Consider the following 18,471-nt stretch of genomic DNA (forward strand, 5'->3'; position numbering starts at 1 on the left):
GTATTTTTAAAAAGCTAAAGATTTCTTGGACGACAATTCCCGTTAATGGAATGAAAAGACTGTTCAAGGATAGTAACGTAAGAGTGGGTTTAGAAGCTTCTTTTTCCTTTCCATTTAATATTATAAATGCGAGATACCAAAGAGAAGCGACGAGTATCGGAAGGAATCCCCAAAGGAAAATGAATCCGAATATGTTTTGGGGGAAATGGGAGAAGAAATAAAGCAGCCCGCCGATTTCCTTTTGAGCGTAGAGGTTTTCGATGAGCGCGTTTTTGTCTGAACCATTTGCATAAATTCCAATTAGAATTAAGACAATGTTTATAAAACTTGCTAAGCCGAATCCGAAAGCATACCTTTTTAAGCCCTCAAGTAATTGGAAGTCTGTCCAACTTTCGATATCCTTTTTTTCTTGAATGAAATCTCTTATTTCGGATAACTGATTCCAAATCGTTTCCTTTATCTTAAAGCTGATTCCGGTTAACATCGAATGAATCCTTTGTAGAGAATATCAAAACGATACTTAGCTGGATTCGCTCCCTGTCGAGAGAAATAATAAAGGTCGGTTCACTTTCCTTTCGATCTAAATTGCTTTAATTGAAGAAACGGAAGGAATTTCCAATTAGCAATAATCAATATATTTGACGGAAAAAACAACCTACGGTAATTTCTTCTTTTTGTGAACTATATAGTGAAGCGATTATCTTATTTTTTTCTATTTTCATTGTTCTTGAGTTGTTCTGATAATTCGGATAAGTTGCGTGATAACTATAAACAAGCTTTGGCTCAATTTCAATCAAAACATTTGAATGAATCCAAATCATCCTTCGAAAGACTTTATAAAGATAATCCAGATTATTTACTCGTCAGGTTGATGCTCGCGAAAACGTATTTCTTTTCGAATAACCTCAAAGTAGCTGCGAAATTATTTGAAGAAGACTATTCTAAAAACCCCGCTCGAATCGAATCTGCAATTTGGATGTATCGGACAAAATATATATTAGGCGAAGATCCGAAGGCAATTGTGATGGGCCTTGACAAAATAATAATCGAAGATCCGAATAATATCGAAGCCTGGATTCTAAGAGGGCGGATTTACGAAAAGCTAGGTCAGCTCGATTACGCAATTGAAAGCTACCGAAACGTAGTGAAAAATGATGAGCGTCTTGGATTTGCTCATTTTAGGTTATCGGAATTGCTCCACGGATTTGCTCCAAAGCAAAGCGATGTGGATTTAATAAAGGCAAAAGCTTTGGGATATAATCCGGAATTAGAAAAGATGCAAATTGACTCGGATGCTACTACAAAAGCCAAACATGAAAGATAAAATATCAGTCAGCTTACTTTCATTGCGTAAAGAGGTAATTCAATTCTTTCGAAAAGTAATTTCCGGAATTAGAATAAAAGTAAGTATTCTTAGTTTTATTGCTCTTTCTCTTGGTTTGTATGTATTTTATCTCTTTTTTCCGAAACTTGCAGTGACCTGCGTAACTGGTAATTGCTGGTTTGGAATTGGCACCCTTCAATATTCAGACGGAAATATTTACAAAGGTGAATGCTTGTTTCGCAGTCCACAAGGACACGGTGAATTCATAAGTCCAAAAAATGAACATTACCTGGGGGAATGGACTTGGGGAAAGAAGAATGGTTTCGGAATTTATTATTACTCAAATGGTGATATCTATGAGGGTAAATTTTCAAATAATATTAAAGAAGGTCTCGGTATTTTTACTTGGAAAAGTGGAGTTCGTTATATTGGGAATTGGATCAATGGCGAACCATCAGGCCGAGGAAAGTTGCTTCTAAATAACGACAAAATAATTCTGGAAGGAGAATATAGAAAAGGAATCATCTACGAGGGCAAAGGCATGTACGTCTACGAAGATGGGACTCGTTATATTGGAGAGTGGAAAGAAGGAAGACGCGAAGGATTTGGAATTCTTCTAGACTCCGACGGACAAACGGCAATATTTCAAGGTAATTGGAAAAATGATCAACCAATTAACTAAATTCCCTTACAAGCATCTATAGAAATATGAACAGTTACTCAGCTAAAATAATTTTCAAAATCATCACACTATTTATATTTTCTGTTATAGTAATTACGTTGTTCAGATTTTTAAACTCAGAACAATCCAATGTTTTAAATTCAAGTATCCAGGCGATGAGCATCGATCCGCCATTAGCTACGAAATGGATTTATCGAGATTCATTATATTTTCTAGTTGGTTACGGAATTTGGCTCGGCCTTGTTTTTATTGTTTTGAAATTACTCAAAAAATTCGATTTGCTTTACGGCGATAAAACGATAACGACCGTGTTGGTGCTAATTTCTGTTAGTTTAGCCTTAATGCTACGTGAAACGCCGTATGTTTTTTATAATGTATATAAGAAAAACATTATTGTCTATTTCTTTGTAATATTCTGTATTGCCTTAGCAATTCGAGGACCCGTTATTCAGGAATTGATTCGCCGTGGAACTCGACTCTTTAATGAAAAATATACAATCTTTGCGGCCTTAATAGTTCTATTCAGTCTTTTGCAAAGGTTGCTCGCTTTGCACTTGGATAACGGATTGTTGCAAAGTGGAGACGATCCTAAAACCTTTTATGATGCTGCAATAAATCTGTATGAAAAGGGAATATCCCCCAATTTAGGATTTAGTCCTGGAATGAGTTATTTCCTTTTTGCTTGCTTTAAAATCTTCGGAATCGGTCAGTTAGTGCCCAAGTTACTTTTAGCGCTGATCGGATCTCTTGGACTATTTTGTTCAATCGAGACGACCAGAATTTTGATAAAATCTAAAATTGCAGGAATTCTGGCTGGTATATTTTATCTTACTTCAAGTCACTATGTTTCATTTTCAAATCAATTGTGGAATGAAAATTTATTTAATCCTCTATTCTCAATGTTCATTTACGTAAACGTACTGGCATTCAATAAGGGAGGAGTAAAATATCTCGTGTTACAAATGCTAATAACTGTCTTCGCCGGGGCTTGTTTTTCTTTATTAAGAAGTTGGTTTCCTCTTGTGTTCTTAGTGTTTTTGATTGGGTTTTTCATCGAATCCGGTAATAGAAAAATTCCTAGAAAGTCTCAGCTCGTCCTGCTTGCTTTGCTATTTTGCATTTCTTATTTGTCTCCGAGGTTGTTCAGAGGACAAAGCGATGGAGTGATTGCGACGAATAACTCGCAATTAAATTTTGTCATTGGTAATAATCCATATTCTCAAGGAACGTATACTAGGCATTGGGTTACATTTACGAAAGAATCCGGGTTGGATGTAAATAGTAAAGAAATGATGAATTACCTTATGGAAATATACAAAAAGAACCCGGAATTAGTTTTTATAAACCTGTATAAAAAAGTTATGCTTTGGTTCGTAGGTGCCGGAGGACCAAGGCCGCTGGATAATTATTATCAACATCCGCTATTGATTTCTCAATATTTCTATCGAATTACGACTAGCTTGCTTTTATTAGTAGGCTTAATTCAGTTAATAAGATACAAAAAATTCATACTCCCTTTGGGTTATCTTTCTATTCTCTTTGTTCATTTAGTATTTTTTGTGGACTATAGATTCACTCTTACTGCCATGCCAATCCAAGCAGTATTGATTCCTTTCGGAATAATAGTTTTGGCGAATACTCTTAAAAGAAAATTCCGGCTTCAAGAGACCGGATCTTCAGTATCGTCGACCCATTTGCGATAAGGAAAAAAGAGGTCTCTTCTTAAATTTGCTGGACATACCGATTATTTAAAATCTAAATTTTTACTCAAACCTTGCGCGGTCACTGACACGGGAGAATGAATTCTATGAACAGAGAAGAGCAAAATATCCGAACGTATTCATTTTCTGAAAAACTACTTTCAGGAACTACGCTCTCCGCCTATTTTTGGATTCTCTTATTCCCGCTTACCTCCATTTTTTCCCAAAACCTTAATAACTATCCTAGCTTTGTAGCCCCTCAGTTTCAGCAGCAAAATCTGGATCAAGTGGTTAGTCTTGCAAATCAATCCAACTCTTTGAATAACTGGGAAGCTATTTCCGGCCAAGGACTTAGTGCTATTAAATCCAATTGGGAGAATACTTCAGCTCAAGAAATAGAATCGCTTGTTAGTTCGATAACCGCAAGTCCTAATTCAGGTACAAGTCTACAAGATTATCAGAATGCAGTATCGGCTTACTTGTGGGCACAGGAAAACAATGCCGAAACTCAATGGCTAAATCAGGTTGACTCTCAACTCTCTAACGCACGTGACAATTTTATTAATGGCCAGTTAGCAATTAATATTGCAAATAGCACTACTCAAAACCAGCAATTGGTGATCGCAAATAGCGGAGTAGCGAATTCAACGATTGCAAACTCTGCTGATTATAAAACGGCACTAAACACCGGATTACAAAGTTTTTCCGATTCTTTAACTTCCTTACAAAGAACTTATGAACAACAGTTATCGTCCTTAAATCAAACTGATGCTCAATATAAGGCTAACCTGCAGCAATTGCAAAGCTATGAGAATGCTGTTAAACAGAGTATGCAAAATTCAGTTTCGCAACTTCAAACTTCCCTTCAATCTACCGCATTATTTTATAATACCAATCCAGATGGAACTACGAACTGGAATTCAATGACTCAGTCCGGATTAGATCTGCACAACTTGATCACGAGTTTAAGTCAGGGGCTTATGAATGGAAGCCCACTTACGGTACTTGCGAATCAAATGGTCACCTATCTTCAAACCGAAGAGACGCAAGCATTAAATAATGCTACTTATTGGAGTCAAAAGGCTGCTCCATACAATTTATCGTTAACGGGAACTGTTCTTGGTGGCGAGCAGGTATTGAATGGGCTGCAAGATTTATATAATTACGGGAATTGGGTATCCTCCGCGAACCCTGTCATTGGAGCTATCAAGGGTTTCATAGATGGAGGAAGCAATAATCAGGACCCTGCGTTGATTAACTATTTGTATGGTAACGATTTCAATTCGAATAACTATAGTATATTAAAGATTAATTCGGCAGATTTTAAAGGATATAATACGGCGTATACGAATTATAGCGTTTACCCGATCCAAACAGGTTATGCCGGTAATGATCTTTATTATTCTTCGGCGGGCTATAATGCATTTGATTTTAATGCTACAGGATTAGGTTTTCTTGGAGGTTTTATCCTTCAAACTGGTTTTTTTGCGGAAGATAAATTTGATTATAGTATTAATATACAGCTTCAAGACAAAAATGCATTAGCGAATTCGCAAGTTTGGAGTGGATTTCAGAATAATTTAAGTACGGAATTAAATAGTTGGAATTCCATCACTCCAACGATTTCAAATTGGGAAGGACAAATTTCTGCTTATCAGGCGCAGTATGCAGCTTGGCACGCCCAAGCAGCTGTCTATGCCGATAACTTGCAACAATCCTATTCTGCGGGAGTTGCAAATCTTAATTCTCAAGAGCATAATTGGCAAAATGGTTTATTGGCGTCGTTTCAAACCGTTAAAATCAACTCGGGTGTTAATAATCAAACGGAACCTTTAAAATCTTCATTGTTAGATTCGGTTTCTCCTAAGATTGCACAGGTGTTTTTGCCTACCGACAATCCCGTTCTTTCTTCGGTTGCTCCGGTCCCAGTTATGGATCAGAGTAACTTAAACAATACTTTATCTATTTTTCAGCAATCTCTAATGGGTGCGTCTAATATAGCTTTAGAAAATCAGCTCAATAGACAGGCTATCGATGAGAATAAGAACGCAATTAAACGAATAGCTACTTCACTCGGAAATAATGCAGTTGTGGACTCTCATGGAAACATCGTATATACCACTTCGATAGAAGATGGAAACGCTCGCTTAAAAGCAGGTGGCGATGCGACAAATGCGAGTGATTACGAAGCGACTACTGTTAAACAGAATGTTTTTCTATCTGCGCCTGCAACAATCAAAATCGCCGCAGCCGGAAATCTGTTTCAAACTTGGAATACAGATTCAGTAATATCTCAAAATCAAGCTAACCTTGATTCATTTAATGCTTCATATAATTCTACAATTAATTCATTAAATTCTCAAATAGCCGCTTTAAATTCTTTAAATGCGAAAAACGATAAAGCTTTTCAGGATGCTGCTCAATCTTCGGCAAGCTTTGCCTCAGACCAAAAAAGTTTAGCTGAGGCATTATTTCAGGGTGGAAATATTGAGACTTGGGTCAAGGGACAGATCCAGGATAAAGTTAACTCGGCAATGGCTTCTGCACTTGCTAACGCAACCGGTATGTCTCCGGATATGGCTTCGCAGCTAGTGAGTTGGTTCGAGAAAAAGCAAGCGGATAAAAAAGCAAAGGCTAAAGCTAGAACGCAAGAGATCACCTCCGGGCTCGTAACAGTAGCGAGTATAGCGGCATCGTTTATCGCAGGACCGGAAATGATGGCGATAGGACAAGCTGCATTACAAGCGGTGCAGGGTTACCAAAGCGGAGGATTGGAAGGAGCGTTAGTCGGAGCGGCGAGTGGCGCGGCTGGAGCGTATGCGAGGGAAGTTGGTGTGAACGTTAACGTTGCATATAACTCGAAGACGGGCTTTAGTGGAGGCTTAGGTGTCGGTTCTTCTGCGGCAAATATAGGGGCGAACTTCTCGCAACATGGCAGCACATCTTTCTCTTTAGGAACGAAAGCTGGTAATATAAATTTTAGCCCGAACACAGGATTTAGCGGAAGTGTAAACGTTTGGGGAACGGAAGGCGGACAGGGCTTGATGGTTAACATCGGCCAACATACCGGACCAAGTTTAACCTACCAAAATACGGATGAAGCTTCAGGAGTAGGTGGATCAGTCACAATCGATGGCAAGGGTAATGCGACTGTAGCAGCAACGTATAGAAACGCAACGGTTGTTTCAGCGACGGGGAATGTGCATGAACCAAGTAGCTTTGGGAATTTGACTCTAAACAATAATTTTAATAATGATCTAAACCAGAGCTTGGCTATGGCTAAGGCGGACTCAAATCTAAAAGCTGCCGATTCGAAATTAAATACCGGCAGAAATGCAATAGCTGAAACAGGCAATCCAGACCAAAAGGAAATTCTAGATAATCCAAATGCGAGTGCTGAGGACCAACACGGAGTACTTGCTACCTTAGCTAAATCAAATGATTTCCTAACAGATCCGAGTTCAGCATCATCGTGGCTTGGAAGGGCAAGTCAGGATCTAGCGGGTAATCTCCTTGGGAGCATGGGATTAAGGGCGAGTGATAGTAACGGGTTTATTGATAAAGACGGAGAGTATCGCCAGAGAACTTGTTTTACAGCGGGGACACTCATTCGGACCAGAGATGGTTTAAAACCGATAGAGAAGGTCGAAATAGGGGATTACGTTCTTTCAATTGATCCTAATACTGGAAAAGTATCTTACAAAAGAGTCTCGGATGTCTTTGAAAAAGAAGCAAAGACCATCCATAGAATCACATACGAAAATGGTAACGTAATCAATACAACTTGGAATCATCCTTTCTTTATTCGAGGTAAGGGGTTTACAGAAGCTATAAACATTCATCCTGAAGAGAGATCGGTTACAGTAGCGAGTATTCGCAATTCATATCGAGTAGAGAGAAGTTCAGGAGTTCAGATCGGAGCTTCCTTGGCTGCGATTGGAAGTAAGTCGTCGAACTCGAACACTGCATCTTGGAAGGACGAGGTAAATGGAACTGTCGGAATTGCTAAGATTGAAGAGATCTACGAGAAGACAAAGGTTTACAACTTCGAAGTAGAAGACAACCACACGTATTTCGTAGGAAAAGACGGGGTGCTTGTTCATAACGACGCGGGATGTAAAGCGGAAGGGTTTGCTGCTGGAATTGGAAAAAGTATAGCTCGATTGGCAGACGCTCCTCAGCAATTGGCCGAAACAGGACTTCGCATAGCTGACCCGAATAAGTTTTCGGTCACTGACGAGTTTGGTCGTCCAGTAAACGCACATCCGCTTGAAGCTCCTCTATCTCCAGGAGTGGCTTCGACATTATACGATAAATTAGTAACGGAACCAGGAGCAGAGAAGGCGACCAATTCGACTTGCGCAGATTGTTCGAAAGATTATTCGACCGGGTATAAATGGGGAAATTTTATCGGAGATGGTCTACTATTAGTTGCTGGTGGTTTGACCGCTCTTCGAGGGAAGCTTGGGGGTCTTGCGGGTAAAGCTGGGGCAGCGGAAGATGGATTAGCAGTCGGCAAGAGTGCTATTGGTAGCGTCGGTGGTCAGGAAATACCAAGAGGATTTTCAAGCCCTGAGCAGTATCGCCAAGCAATGTCTGAATTAGACGGAATTATGAAAAATAAAGGAATTTCAGATTATAGAATGGGAGTAAGCGGAAGTTCCGTTACTGGAGAAAGCTTTAAGTCGGGTAGAACTTTCGGACCTCATAGCGACATTGACGTATTTGTCGAAAGTAACTCATTAACAAAAGGGATTGGAACATCCAAAAATATTCCAGGTTTTGTGCATCCAAAAAATTTGCAAGAATTACATCCTGAACTGAAGACTTGGTCTAATAAGTGGCAATCAATTCTCGGACGGGAAGTTTCAGTTGGAGGTTTTCAAACAGGAAAATTGCCGGATAGACCATCAATCTTCTTCGAAAATAAATGAAATGGGAAGAGAACTTTTAATAAAATTCGAAAATAAAAGAGATCTTTCTGAATTTGCGAAACAAATTGCTATTTTTTTGAGAGGTGAAAATTTAGAAAAACGAGAAAGTGATTTTTACACTTCAGGCTATTATTTCAAATTTCAAACGATTAAAAATGAAGTCTCCATTTATGAAGCAGATTCTGAAAAATTTGTAGATTTTGATTTCTCAGTGTATTTTAACAATGATGAGCCTTTGCTAAATCTCACGATAAAGAAGTTAGTTGAGAATTTAATTTCACCTGGTGATGAAGCGGCGATTCCAGAATCACCATTAATTGATTCTAAAATTGAATTTTGTAGGAAAAACAAATTGGGCCAGGTTGAATGGATCGTCGTCTAAAATACGCGATAGATTGAAAATTAGTAAGCACCTGAGGCTCGCAAAAACTAAAGTAACAGACAAAACTTCTGGTATAACGAATGAAGAAGTTTCAATTTCAACGAAACTGGGAATGTGAGGCAATATTTTATAATTGAGCTATAGTTTCGTTAATCCTAAATGAGGATAAAGCAAATTTACTTCACTCCCCGCGAGGGATGCGGCGGGCTTAAGTCCAACACGAGCTATAAAAATGAGATTTAGGATTGAAAGACGGAGCGTGTTGGATGAGGGCGACTGCCCGAACCCGAAGCAGCCCGGACCGAAGGTCGCGGCCATACTTCTCCTAACTACTTTCCTTGCGTCCTTGTTCTCCTCGCCTTTATTATCACTTAACAAAACGTTAAACACCGAGGCAGTTCAAGGGTATCAGAACGGAGGAATGGAAGGAGCGCTCGTAGGGGCCGCGAGTGGAGCAGCTACAGGATATGCAAGACAATTCGGAGTGAATGTAGGAGTATCGTATAGCTCTTCGAAAAGATTGATTGAGAAATAACAGCGATCGCATCTAATTCGAAGTGTTGCTCTTAGTCTTCTTTGGCAAATTCTCGAAAATTTCTTTTTCGGACGATCGAATTCAATCTTTTGAGCAAGCGTTTTAGATCGTCTTCTCCCATCGCTTCTATGACTGCCGATTGCGCATTTTCCCAAATCGGATAAGCGATTCGTAAAGCTTCCAAACCTTTTTCGGTCAAGGCGACTTTTCTCGCCCTTTTGTTCTCAGAGGGAATATCGGTAATCCATCCTAATTCTTCCAAGGGAGCGATATTTCGCAATAGGGTAGTCCGATCCATCACAAGTAGGTCTGCGAGTTGCGCTAACTCTAAACCTTCCGTAGCACCCAGAGTATGGAGTAGGCTGAATCGCTGAGAAGTCAAACCTGCAGGCTCTAGCTCGCGATCGTAAAATTGCGTCACTGCACGGGAAGCCCTACGAAGATTAAAGTTCACGCAGTTCAATCCTGCGGCTTGCATATCCTGCTTCGTAGGAACTCCCACGTTTTTCTTAGCGATGGTATTTTTCATTTTCTTTGGCATTTAAGTTTGAATTAGTACTCCACAAAATCTCCCGAATATTTCCCAGTAGTAACTTGTTTCCGTAACTGTTTCACTCTTGCTTCAAAAGTGATATTCTCCATACCGTCTTCTTCATAAAGCAGGGATTCGAAGAAGGAAAATATTTCCGGATCATGGCGGAGTGGGCGTCCTTTTGAAAGATCAACGAAAGAAAGATCCACCCAAAGCACAGCCTTCAGGCGAGTTCCATCTTTATCTAAAATCATATCCTCGTTAGTTATACCGTTCGCAGAAAGTTTGGTCAAGCGAGTTACAATCTTCACTACCTCATTCAATTTGACCGGTTCTAAATATTGAAGTTGGGTTTTTGCCACTACCCAAGATTTATTCTCACGATTCCCGTAGTCGTAGAAATCGAAATTTCCGGTTCGACGAAGGTGTTCCGAGCGGGCCTCAAAGAAGTAATCCATATATCGGGCATTGTTCAAATGCCCGAACGGGTCACAATCCTGGAAGCGTATTCTAATGAAACTTTCGGGGGATAATACGGGCTTTTTAAGCACGGATTCCATATTTTGTCTCCTTTCATATGTGCAAATACATGTATGTAATTACACATATGTATTTGCACTATTAACATGGTGGAAACGAATCGTCAAGGAAAAAATCGAATAATTGCACTGCCTGCCTATTCTTGAGTTTGCCCTTCGGGTAAATTCATCGGGAAGTTGCTATTTGAGTGCAAAATAATTCTGTTTATTTAAAGTTCGTTTCTTTGTAAATTTAATCATGAACCATATGTTGATAAAACATAAGTTTTTATCACTACCGTGTTGCGCGACAGAATCCAAGACTTCTTTATCATCTTATCCTTCTCTACCGGCCTCTCTCCAATCAGTAATTATGGTATATAATACCGTAATTAATATAATAGAGAGACGAAAAAATGCAGGATGCTTTGCATCAGTAAATCATTTTAATTTGACCCTGGAATTTGTGACATTGAAAACATAAGCATGGAGAAAACAAAAATCTTCAACCTTGCGGCAGTTGCTGCTCGTGTGCTTCGCTTAACGGAGAGCATAAGTGCAGAACCGAATGCGAAAGCTAGCGTCGCTAATAGCAAAGTGATAGAGGAAAAAGTCTCTTTTCCGAACTAGCGGATCTCGAAGCTGACGACTGACGAAATTGGAAATTTACGGAAGCGCCCCTGCTTTAATGAAACCGAAACGTATTCTTCGATTGTTGTCGGTAATCTTGTAAGAGGTGTGAAAGAAGGAACGAATGGTTTTTATACCCGGAAACATGCGGAACGAGAGTATATCAAGTTAACCTTCAAATCTGACAAGCGGATCTCAAGGTTTAAGTTAAGATCTAATGAGGAGTATAATATTAAATGTTAATGAACGAAGAAAGTAATCGGAGGAGTTTTGAATGAGAATCGCGAAATCAATAATAGTTTTATTAGCCTTATTCTTTTTATTCACGGGTGGCAATATAATGGCGGACATTAGCGGAAACACGAAGGAAGAAAACGGAATTAAGATTGAGAAAATCTTTTTCAAAAATGGCGAGTTCAAGGTGGCCGGGAATCTGTATTTTCCGCCGAAGTTCGATAAGAAGAAAAAATATGCCGCGATCGTGGCGGTTCACCCATTTGGAGGCGTAAAGGAACAGGTCTCCGGGCTCTATTCTAAAAAACTCGCAGAACTTGGATTCGTTACACTTGCCTACGATGCGTCTTACTGGGGCGATAGTTCCGGCAAGCCTCGCAACAAAGAGGTTCCCACTACTCGAGTCGAGGACATTAGTGCTGCGATCGATTTTCTCAGTAATCGGCAGGAAATCGATCCGAAAAGGATCGGAGTTCTCGGAACCTGTTCCGGCGGCGGATATGCAATTAGTGTCGCACAAACCGACCATCGCGTGAAGGCGGTTGCGACAGTTAGCATGTTTGATGTAGGGAGTGTTCGTCGAGAGGGGCTTGGTAGGACTCAATCTTACGAAGCGCGCATGAAAATTTTGGATGAGATCGGCGATCAGCGGACTCGCGAAGCTCGCGGCGAGGAAGTGAAGTACACTCTTCCCGGCCAGGCCCCAAAATCTCCCGAGGATTTAGCGAAGGTGCCCGCCCTGTACCGCGAGGGTGCCGATTACTACGGTTCTCCACGAGGTTTTCATCCGAATGCAAACGGCAAGTTTGTCTTCACGAGTCTAGCGCTTCAGATGGCTTTCTTTCCTTTCACACAGATCGAAACAATTTCTCCGAGACCGATTCTAATGATTGCGGGGGAAAAAGCGGATACTCGTTACTTTAGTCAAGAGGCTTTAGAAAAAGCGAAAGAACCTAAAGAGCTTTTCATTATACCAGGCGCGACTCATATCGATTTATATGATAAACCGCAATTTGTCGGGCCTGCCGTAATAAAGCTAAAGGAATTCTTTTTGAAAAATTTGTAATGTTTCGTCTGGATAAACGATCATAGTGATACTCAACCGCACAGACTTTTAATCGGAGAGTTCTCTATGGTCGCTTATCAAAACCGCGATTGAAATGAGGAAAAATGACTCTTTTTAAGCCTCGGGCTTTCTAAAATATTCGATCTGTATCTTAGAGGCGTAGACTATTGGCTTTCTACCCTCTATTACTCTTTTTATCTTCCTTCGGCTCTCCACTTCTTTTGGGTTTAACTTCATGGGTAACTAATAATTTCGGCCTAAATTCTGCAATTGAACATAAACCATGCCTTACAATAAATCGTTAATATTGACGAAAGGCATTGAAATCTAAATTGTTTCAAATTCGTCTTATATTATATGCGCAGGACGCCGCAATAAGGAGTTAGGAATGGCAGAGGAAAGGAGAAGAGGGGAGAGAATCGTTTCGAAAGAGTTATTCGAACTTCTAGTATTAGCAATGCATGAAAAGGGAGCTGTTGTCGGAAATGTCCTGGATATTTCCGACTTCGGTATTGCGATCCTAACTGACTTAGAAAGTATGTTGGGTAAAGAAATTGGATCTAAAATCACCGGAATGGTGTCCGGTCCATCTATGGAGGATATTCAATTTGCGGGCGTCGTTATTAGAATAGAAAAAGTCGCCACATCGAAAGGGTTTCAAGGAATGATCGGCGTTGAATTTTATAATCAAATTCCGCTTTCAGACCGCGTGATAGCTTTAAGTCTAACCGCTCTCAACTGACGATCGAATTTCAAAACTTAATTTTATCAAGAGACTCTCTCAAATTCTTCAATCGAACCTAGCTTATATAGGCCGGCTTTGTTTTTACGAATTTGTTAGCTGCTAGGTCGTAACTGTCAGGCATTCCCGCTCTTTTATACGCCGATTCTTTTTTTAGTTTCCGGTGAACATGATCCGCCCGCCGAGAGACGGTACCCTCGGAAAAGAATGCCAAAGAGAAAAATTCTGGACGAGCTGGAATATAATGAGAGGTTATCGGCAGTGACGGCGCCGAATCCGATAATGAGAAGTTCACAATATAGGATTTCGTTGTGATCGAGAGCATGAAATTCAATTTTGTTATTTTTTTTTACATGCACTTCGACACTTTCGTTCATAATCTTCCTCGGGCAATTTATCGTTAAAGATAGGAGATTCGAGAACTATAACCTTTCAATACTTTTCCTGCTACTTTCCGCGATGCAAGCTCAAGCAGCACTCGTAGCGTCCGGCTTGATCTTTACGCTTCCCTCTTTGTTCTTTTTGCATCTGACCACCCTCTATATGATCGGCGTGATCCTTTATTTCGCGTATTTCCTAGTTAGTCTAAGGAGGGAAGTCCTACCTAACCGGAAATATCTCCTCTTCTTGCCCGCGATTCTCGCATTCGGAGCCGATACTGTCTATCTGTTCCTTCCTAATGAAGACAAGAATCTTTTGTTGATGAACTTGTTCTCGGGAATTCCGTACGAGTTTAGCGCGTACAGCAAGGCGCTCATCGTAGGTGCCGGTTTACAGGCAACGATATATCTGCTACTCCTGATGGTAAAAATACTAAGAAATCTCAAAATCGGTAAAGTAGTCCATCTACCTGGGATAACCATTTTCTATATAGTGTCGTCGATCGTTACGTTTGGTATTCTTATCGTTGGTTATCTGATCTCATCAATTACATTGTTCATTACCGGTTCTACAATAATAGGGTTGTTAATCACCGTCGCGTTATTGATTAGTCAGCGGAATCCGGAATTCTTTCAGCTTGTTGTAGTTAAAAAGTTAACGAAGCCATATTCCCGATCTCAGCTCGGTAAAATCGAAACGCAAGATTTGCATAAGCGGCTGACCGAACTGATTGAAAATGAAAAGATATACGTAGATGAGGAATTGTCACTCGTCAGTTTGGCCGAAGAGCTTTCCGTAACTCCCCATCAGATGTCCGAGTTTCTTAACTCAAAGATGAACGCAAACTTTCATACCTTCATCAATCAATGTAGAATAAAAGAGGCACAGCAGATTCTGATAGATGAACCGGATCGTACTATCCTTTCTATCGCCCATGCGGTCGGGTTCAACTCGAAGTCCTCGTTTTACGATGCGTTCAGGCGGTCCACCGGCATGTCTCCGAACCTTTGGAGAGTCGAAGCATTGCGGAATAAGAATTTACGCCATTGATTGTCCGGATTTATCCACCACTACCGTAATAGCAGTTCGGAATTATCAATCGCGTCGACAGGCGGAGTAAGAATGTGCTACTATTCAAAAAACTTATCCGGGTTTCTTGGATAGTTTCCGGGCGGCGCTGATAGATAACGGGTTTGAAGAGGAAGGGCAATGGAAAAATTGAAGGGAAAAAATGCAATCGTGACAGGGGGGGCAATGGGTATCGGATTGGCGACGGCTCACCGACTCGTTAATGAGGGGTGTAACGTAACTATATGGGACTTCAACAAGGAGGCTTTAGCAAAGGCGTCGGAGGAACTTAAAGCTTTGAAGAAAGCAGACGTTTACTCGCAACTTTGCGATGTCGCGGACAAATCCGAAGTCAAGGCCCTCGCTATGAAAGCTGAACAGGAGATGGGATGTGTGGATTTTCTGATCAATAATGCAGGTATAGAACGGCACGGGAGGTTCACAGAGAAACCGCTGGAAGATTGGGAGAAAGTTAATGCCGTAAATCTTAATGCCGTGTATTTTACGACTTACGCGATCCTACCGGGCATGCTTCGAAGAAATTACGGTCATATTGTGAATATTTCGTCCGGCGCAGGTATAGTCGGTGCGGCGGACTTGGCGGCTTATTGCGCGAGCAAATGGGCCGTTTGGGGATTCACCGAATCTTTAAGAATGGAATCAAAAATGGATCGGAAGAATGTACGATTCTCGTCAATCCATCCTTTTTTCCTTAAGGAAGGGATCTTCAAAGGGAGTCAGATAAATTTTCTTGGAGAGTTTTTAATTCCGAGAATCTCTACGCATGACAAAGTCGCGAAAGCTATCGTTGATAAGGCTTTAAAAAAAGGGAGAAACACGGTCAAAATTCCCGTGACACTTCATCTAGCGATCATTCTCCGGGCGTTCCTACCGGATTTCATATTTAACTTCGTAATAGGACGATTGCTGGGCGTCGGGCGTGGAATGAAAAATTGGGTAGGGCAAGAGGTTCAGGAAGTTCGCTAATCAACACAAATCGAATCGAGTTCATATACTGCGGATGATTACGGTCGAATTTCGGCCGTTCGAACTCTCTTCTTGTTGCGTATGTTATCGGTGCATCCATACTTCTCGGGCGAGAAAGGACTACTTCGAACTCATAAAAGGCTCACTATAGCATATAGCCTAGTTACATAAAACTGGACACCTTTTTCGCTCGAATCGAGGTATAAAGAAGCGATGAGTAAAAAAGGGAAATACTCTCCGGAGTTTAAAGAGCAAGCGATAAAACGCATATTAACCGGTTCTTTCACAATAAAAGAAGTAGCAGAATCGTTAGGAATCAGCTATTTTGTTTTGCGACAATGGAAGGCTGAATATATGAAGAAGTCTGACGAACAAAACCCTCCGACAGATAAACAAATCAAAGAGAGTGAGGAGTTAAGGAAACTTCGCAAAGAGAATTACCGACTTAAGGAAGAGAATGCGATTTTAAAAAAGTATTCAGCCATGCTTTCGAAGGAACAAAATCTCGATTAGAGTTTATGGAAGCGTATCGGTCCGAGTTTTCTATTAAGGGCATGGCAAGAGTATTAGGAGTCTCGAGATCGGGTTTCTATGAATTCATGAAACGAAGCAAGAATGCGTTAGAAAAGTATGATCCAGAGTTTGTAAAATTCATCTATGAGACCTGGCTAAGGCATGATAAGAATTATGGTTTCCTAAGGCTTTTTAAAGAGGTAAAGAAGGTTTATTCTTCATATGGGGCTCGGTCGGTTCGTAAAGTAATGAAACTTTGCGAAATAAGGGGAAAACAAGAGAAAAGCTTTAGGGCATTTACTACGGATTCCAAGCACTCTGGTCGAATAGCCCCTGATTTAGTAGGTAGAAAATTTAAACGTTTAAGAAAGAATGAAGTATGGGTTTCTGACGTTACTTATCTTCGGTCCTCTTTCGGTTGGATCTATCTTTGCGTGATTTTGGATTTATACTCTCGGAAGGTTGTAGGTTGGTCAATAGGGACAAAAAATGATTCTCAATTAATATGCAAGGCCCTTTCCAGAGGATATGCAATTCGAAATCCTCCCAAAGGATTAATCTTTCATTCAGATCGAGGATCTAATTACTGTTCGAAGGAAACGCGACAACTTCTAATAGAAAATAAAATCAGAAGGAGTAACAGTAGAAAGGGGAATTGTTGGGATAACGCAGTATCCGAATCCTTTTTTAGTTCCTTAAAAAGAGAGATAAGATATAATTACTTTTATAAATTAGAAGATGCTGAAACAACACTTTTCGATTATATAGAAGTTTATTATAATAGACAGAGGTCACATTCCTTCTTAGGTTATGTGAGTCCTGTTGAGTTTGAAGAAAATGTAGCTTAGAAAGTGTCCACTAAAACGTGACTAGGCTAGATAAACATGAAAGCACTTTCATGGACATCTCCATTATTAATGGCGATCGGATTCTGAAGTTTAATCTTGCAAACTCAATTTCCCGTCGATATTATTGTTGACCCGACTCTGTGGCAAAGTTTCCAAAATATAAGAAATTATTTTAGTAAATTTATTTTCAAATGATGGAACTAAAATAAAAAATGTCGTGTTAGCTTTTGGAAAATGACCTGGAGATAGGTAGAAGCATATGATAGGAATTATGAAAATTTTATATATTTAAATAAATTTAATTTATGATCAATCTTGAATTTATAATATTTAATTTTTCGATCCGTTGAGGACTTTTTTAGAAAAGATGGAACAACGTTTTCTTCGAGCCGGTTATTTTTCCGCCCAGCGTTCTCTGATTTTCAAAATTTCAGGCATTTGATCCAGAAAGATCGGTACAATAGAAGGATCAAAATGCTTCCCCGATTCATTAGTAATGTACTGGATGGCATCGGAAATTTCCCAAGCTTTTTTATAGGGTCTTTCAGTAGTCAATGCATCGAATACGTCTGCTAAGGCGACAATTCGTGCCTCGATCGGGATTTCATCTCCCGTCAATCCGTTCGGATAGCCGGAGCCATCCCATTTTTCATGGTGATTTTGGGCGATGCTTTTAGCCAATTGCAAAAGCGACGAGTTATGATCTCCAATGATTTCCGCACCGATCGTCGGATGCTTTTTCATTATATCCCATTCTTCCGGAGTAAGTCTACCTGGTTTTTGTAATATTCCATCCGGAATTCCGATCTTGCCGATATCGTGCATCGGAGAGGCATGAAGTAGATCTTCGGCGCATTCCAAAGAGGATCCCAACGCCAAAGAAAGAGTCTGCGAATAATGGCTCATTCGGATGACATGCAATCCCGTTTCGTTGTCCTTATATTCGGCTGCAAGCCCCAGTCGCTGGATGATTTGTAATCTCGTTTCTCTCAATTCCTCGTTGCGTACCAAAGAAAGATGGGTTCGAACTCTTGCCCTAACGATCGAAGGGCTGATCGGCTTTGTGATATAGTCCACGGCCCCTACTTCGAATCCACCCGCTTCGTCCTCTTCATCCACCATAGCTGTTACGAAAATGATCGGGATCCGGGAGCTCCTCGGATCTTTTCTCAGGATCTTGCAGACTTCGTAGCCGGTCATTTCCGGCATCATCACATCCAGAAGAATCAGATTCGGATTTTCGGATAAGGCTAATTCGATCGCTTTCACTCCATCCTTGGCGAATAGTAGTTTGTAATCTTCTTGCAGAATTTGTCTAAGAACCTGTAGATTCGCCGCCTCGTCGTCTACGATCAGTATTTTAGGTCTAGAATCTATGCTATGATACATTTTGTC

At 40.4% G+C, this 18,471-nt stretch carries 15 protein-coding genes and 2 pseudogenes; 12 read left to right on the forward strand and 5 right to left on the reverse strand.

Annotated elements, in window-relative coordinates:
• Positions 1-484 (reverse strand): annotated as a pseudogene (locus tag LEP1GSC058_RS04125) (hypothetical protein); the annotation flags it as partial.
• 270 nt (positions 485-754) lie between these two features.
• Between LEP1GSC058_RS04125 and LEP1GSC058_RS04130 the strand changes: the two are divergent.
• From LEP1GSC058_RS04130 to LEP1GSC058_RS04155, 6 genes and pseudogenes are all read left to right on the forward strand, one after another.
• Complete coding sequence (locus LEP1GSC058_RS04130; protein WP_016548444.1) at positions 755-1,324, forward strand: tetratricopeptide repeat protein; 570 nt, start codon at positions 755-757, stop codon at positions 1,322-1,324.
• Positions 1,314-2,006, forward strand: a complete 693-nt coding sequence (locus tag LEP1GSC058_RS04135) for an MORN repeat-containing protein (RefSeq protein ID WP_039948011.1) — start codon at positions 1,314-1,316, stop codon at positions 2,004-2,006. Before LEP1GSC058_RS04130 ends, LEP1GSC058_RS04135 begins: the two co-directional genes overlap by 11 nt.
• Before the next feature lie 98 nt (positions 2,007-2,104).
• Positions 2,105-3,709 carry a glycosyltransferase family 39 protein gene (locus LEP1GSC058_RS04140; RefSeq protein WP_232224607.1) on the forward strand — a complete coding sequence of 535 codons (1,605 nt, stop codon included), beginning with the start codon at positions 2,105-2,107 and terminating at the stop codon, positions 3,707-3,709.
• Positions 3,710-3,813: 104 nt separating this feature from the next.
• Positions 3,814-8,640, forward strand: coding sequence for a TIGR04388 family protein (locus LEP1GSC058_RS04145; RefSeq protein WP_016548303.1), 4,827 nt, complete (start codon positions 3,814-3,816; stop codon positions 8,638-8,640).
• A gap of 1 nt (position 8,641) precedes the next feature.
• The gene (locus tag LEP1GSC058_RS04150; protein WP_016548654.1) at positions 8,642-9,022 is read left to right on the forward strand and encodes a hypothetical protein; all 381 of its coding nucleotides are present in this window, start codon (positions 8,642-8,644) and stop codon (positions 9,020-9,022) included.
• Positions 9,023-9,254: 232 nt separating this feature from the next.
• Positions 9,255-9,536 (forward strand): annotated as a pseudogene (locus LEP1GSC058_RS04155) (hypothetical protein); the annotation flags it as partial.
• Between the two features lie 52 nt (positions 9,537-9,588).
• On the opposite strand, the gene LEP1GSC058_RS04160 reads toward LEP1GSC058_RS04155, so the two are convergent.
• Together LEP1GSC058_RS04160 and LEP1GSC058_RS04165 are read right to left on the reverse strand one after the other, a co-directional pair.
• A complete protein-coding gene (locus LEP1GSC058_RS04160; RefSeq protein ID WP_232224608.1) occupies positions 9,589-10,086 on the reverse strand; it encodes a MarR family winged helix-turn-helix transcriptional regulator in 498 nt (165 codons plus the stop codon).
• Positions 10,087-10,109: 23 nt separating this feature from the next.
• Positions 10,110-10,649 carry an acyl-CoA thioesterase gene (locus LEP1GSC058_RS04165; protein WP_016548311.1) on the reverse strand — a complete coding sequence of 180 codons (540 nt, stop codon included), beginning with the start codon at positions 10,647-10,649 and terminating at the stop codon, positions 10,110-10,112.
• Between the two features lie 444 nt (positions 10,650-11,093).
• Here LEP1GSC058_RS04165 and LEP1GSC058_RS20125 point away from each other — a divergent pair, with 444 nt between their 5' ends.
• The 3 genes from LEP1GSC058_RS20125 (at position 11,094) to LEP1GSC058_RS04175 (ending at position 13,279) form a co-directional block, all read left to right on the forward strand.
• Positions 11,094-11,237, forward strand: coding sequence for a hypothetical protein (locus tag LEP1GSC058_RS20125; protein ID WP_156860645.1), 144 nt, complete (start codon positions 11,094-11,096; stop codon positions 11,235-11,237).
• Between the two features lie 274 nt (positions 11,238-11,511).
• Complete coding sequence (locus LEP1GSC058_RS04170; protein ID WP_016548501.1) at positions 11,512-12,537, forward strand: alpha/beta hydrolase; 1,026 nt, start codon at positions 11,512-11,514, stop codon at positions 12,535-12,537.
• A 388-nt stretch (positions 12,538-12,925) separates the two neighbouring features.
• Complete coding sequence (locus LEP1GSC058_RS04175; RefSeq protein ID WP_016548615.1) at positions 12,926-13,279, forward strand: PilZ domain-containing protein; 354 nt, start codon at positions 12,926-12,928, stop codon at positions 13,277-13,279.
• A gap of 134 nt (positions 13,280-13,413) precedes the next feature.
• Here LEP1GSC058_RS04175 and LEP1GSC058_RS04180 read toward each other — a convergent pair whose 3' ends face one another.
• Complete coding sequence (locus tag LEP1GSC058_RS04180; protein ID WP_016548644.1) at positions 13,414-13,656, reverse strand: hypothetical protein; 243 nt, start codon at positions 13,654-13,656, stop codon at positions 13,414-13,416.
• An 82-nt stretch (positions 13,657-13,738) separates the two neighbouring features.
• On the opposite strand from LEP1GSC058_RS04180, the gene LEP1GSC058_RS19775 reads away from it, so the two are divergent.
• From LEP1GSC058_RS19775 to LEP1GSC058_RS04200, 3 genes are all read left to right on the forward strand, one after another.
• The gene (locus LEP1GSC058_RS19775; protein WP_051133761.1) at positions 13,739-14,710 is read left to right on the forward strand and encodes an AraC family transcriptional regulator; all 972 of its coding nucleotides are present in this window, start codon (positions 13,739-13,741) and stop codon (positions 14,708-14,710) included.
• Positions 14,711-14,869: 159 nt separating this feature from the next.
• Positions 14,870-15,715, forward strand: coding sequence for an SDR family NAD(P)-dependent oxidoreductase (locus LEP1GSC058_RS04190; protein ID WP_016548507.1), 846 nt, complete (start codon positions 14,870-14,872; stop codon positions 15,713-15,715).
• Between the two features lie 213 nt (positions 15,716-15,928).
• A protein-coding gene (locus LEP1GSC058_RS04200; RefSeq protein WP_156860646.1) for an IS3 family transposase occupies positions 15,929-17,076 on the forward strand; the annotation gives its coding sequence in 2 pieces (ribosomal slippage) (positions 15,929-16,193 and positions 16,193-17,076; 1,149 coding nt in all).
• A gap of 393 nt (positions 17,077-17,469) precedes the next feature.
• Here LEP1GSC058_RS04200 and LEP1GSC058_RS04205 read toward each other — a convergent pair.
• Positions 17,470-18,465: a response regulator gene (locus LEP1GSC058_RS04205; protein ID WP_016548697.1), complete on the reverse strand. Its 996-nt coding sequence runs from the start codon at positions 18,463-18,465 to the stop codon at positions 17,470-17,472.
• Positions 18,466-18,471: the final 6 nt, after the last annotated feature.

It is taken from the genome of Leptospira fainei serovar Hurstbridge str. BUT 6 (assembly GCF_000306235.2).
Taxonomy (GTDB): domain Bacteria; phylum Spirochaetota; class Leptospiria; order Leptospirales; family Leptospiraceae; genus Leptospira_B; species Leptospira_B fainei.

Bases quoted from the DNA above. Each gene is read 5' to 3' on its own strand.
- LEP1GSC058_RS04145 (WP_016548303.1), top strand. From the start codon at position 3,814: ATGAACAGAGAAGAGCAAAATATCCGAACGTATTCATTTTCTGAAAAA.
- LEP1GSC058_RS04160 (WP_232224608.1), bottom strand. From the start codon at position 10,086: ATGAAAAATACCATCGCTAAGAAAAACGTGGGAGTTCCTACGAAGCAG.
- LEP1GSC058_RS04165 (WP_016548311.1), bottom strand. From the start codon at position 10,649: ATGGAATCCGTGCTTAAAAAGCCCGTATTATCCCCCGAAAGTTTCATT.
- LEP1GSC058_RS04135 (WP_039948011.1), top strand. From the start codon at position 1,314: ATGAAAGATAAAATATCAGTCAGCTTACTTTCATTGCGTAAAGAGGTA.
- LEP1GSC058_RS04180 (WP_016548644.1), bottom strand. From the start codon at position 13,656: ATGAACGAAAGTGTCGAAGTGCATGTAAAAAAAAATAACAAAATTGAA.
- LEP1GSC058_RS04205 (WP_016548697.1), bottom strand. From the start codon at position 18,465: ATGTATCATAGCATAGATTCTAGACCTAAAATACTGATCGTAGACGAC.
- LEP1GSC058_RS19775 (WP_051133761.1), top strand. From the start codon at position 13,739: ATGCAAGCTCAAGCAGCACTCGTAGCGTCCGGCTTGATCTTTACGCTT.
- LEP1GSC058_RS20125 (WP_156860645.1), top strand. From the start codon at position 11,094: ATGGAGAAAACAAAAATCTTCAACCTTGCGGCAGTTGCTGCTCGTGTG.
- LEP1GSC058_RS04175 (WP_016548615.1), top strand. From the start codon at position 12,926: ATGGCAGAGGAAAGGAGAAGAGGGGAGAGAATCGTTTCGAAAGAGTTA.
- LEP1GSC058_RS04190 (WP_016548507.1), top strand. From the start codon at position 14,870: ATGGAAAAATTGAAGGGAAAAAATGCAATCGTGACAGGGGGGGCAATG.
- LEP1GSC058_RS04170 (WP_016548501.1), top strand. From the start codon at position 11,512: ATGAGAATCGCGAAATCAATAATAGTTTTATTAGCCTTATTCTTTTTA.
- LEP1GSC058_RS04150 (WP_016548654.1), top strand. From the start codon at position 8,642: ATGGGAAGAGAACTTTTAATAAAATTCGAAAATAAAAGAGATCTTTCT.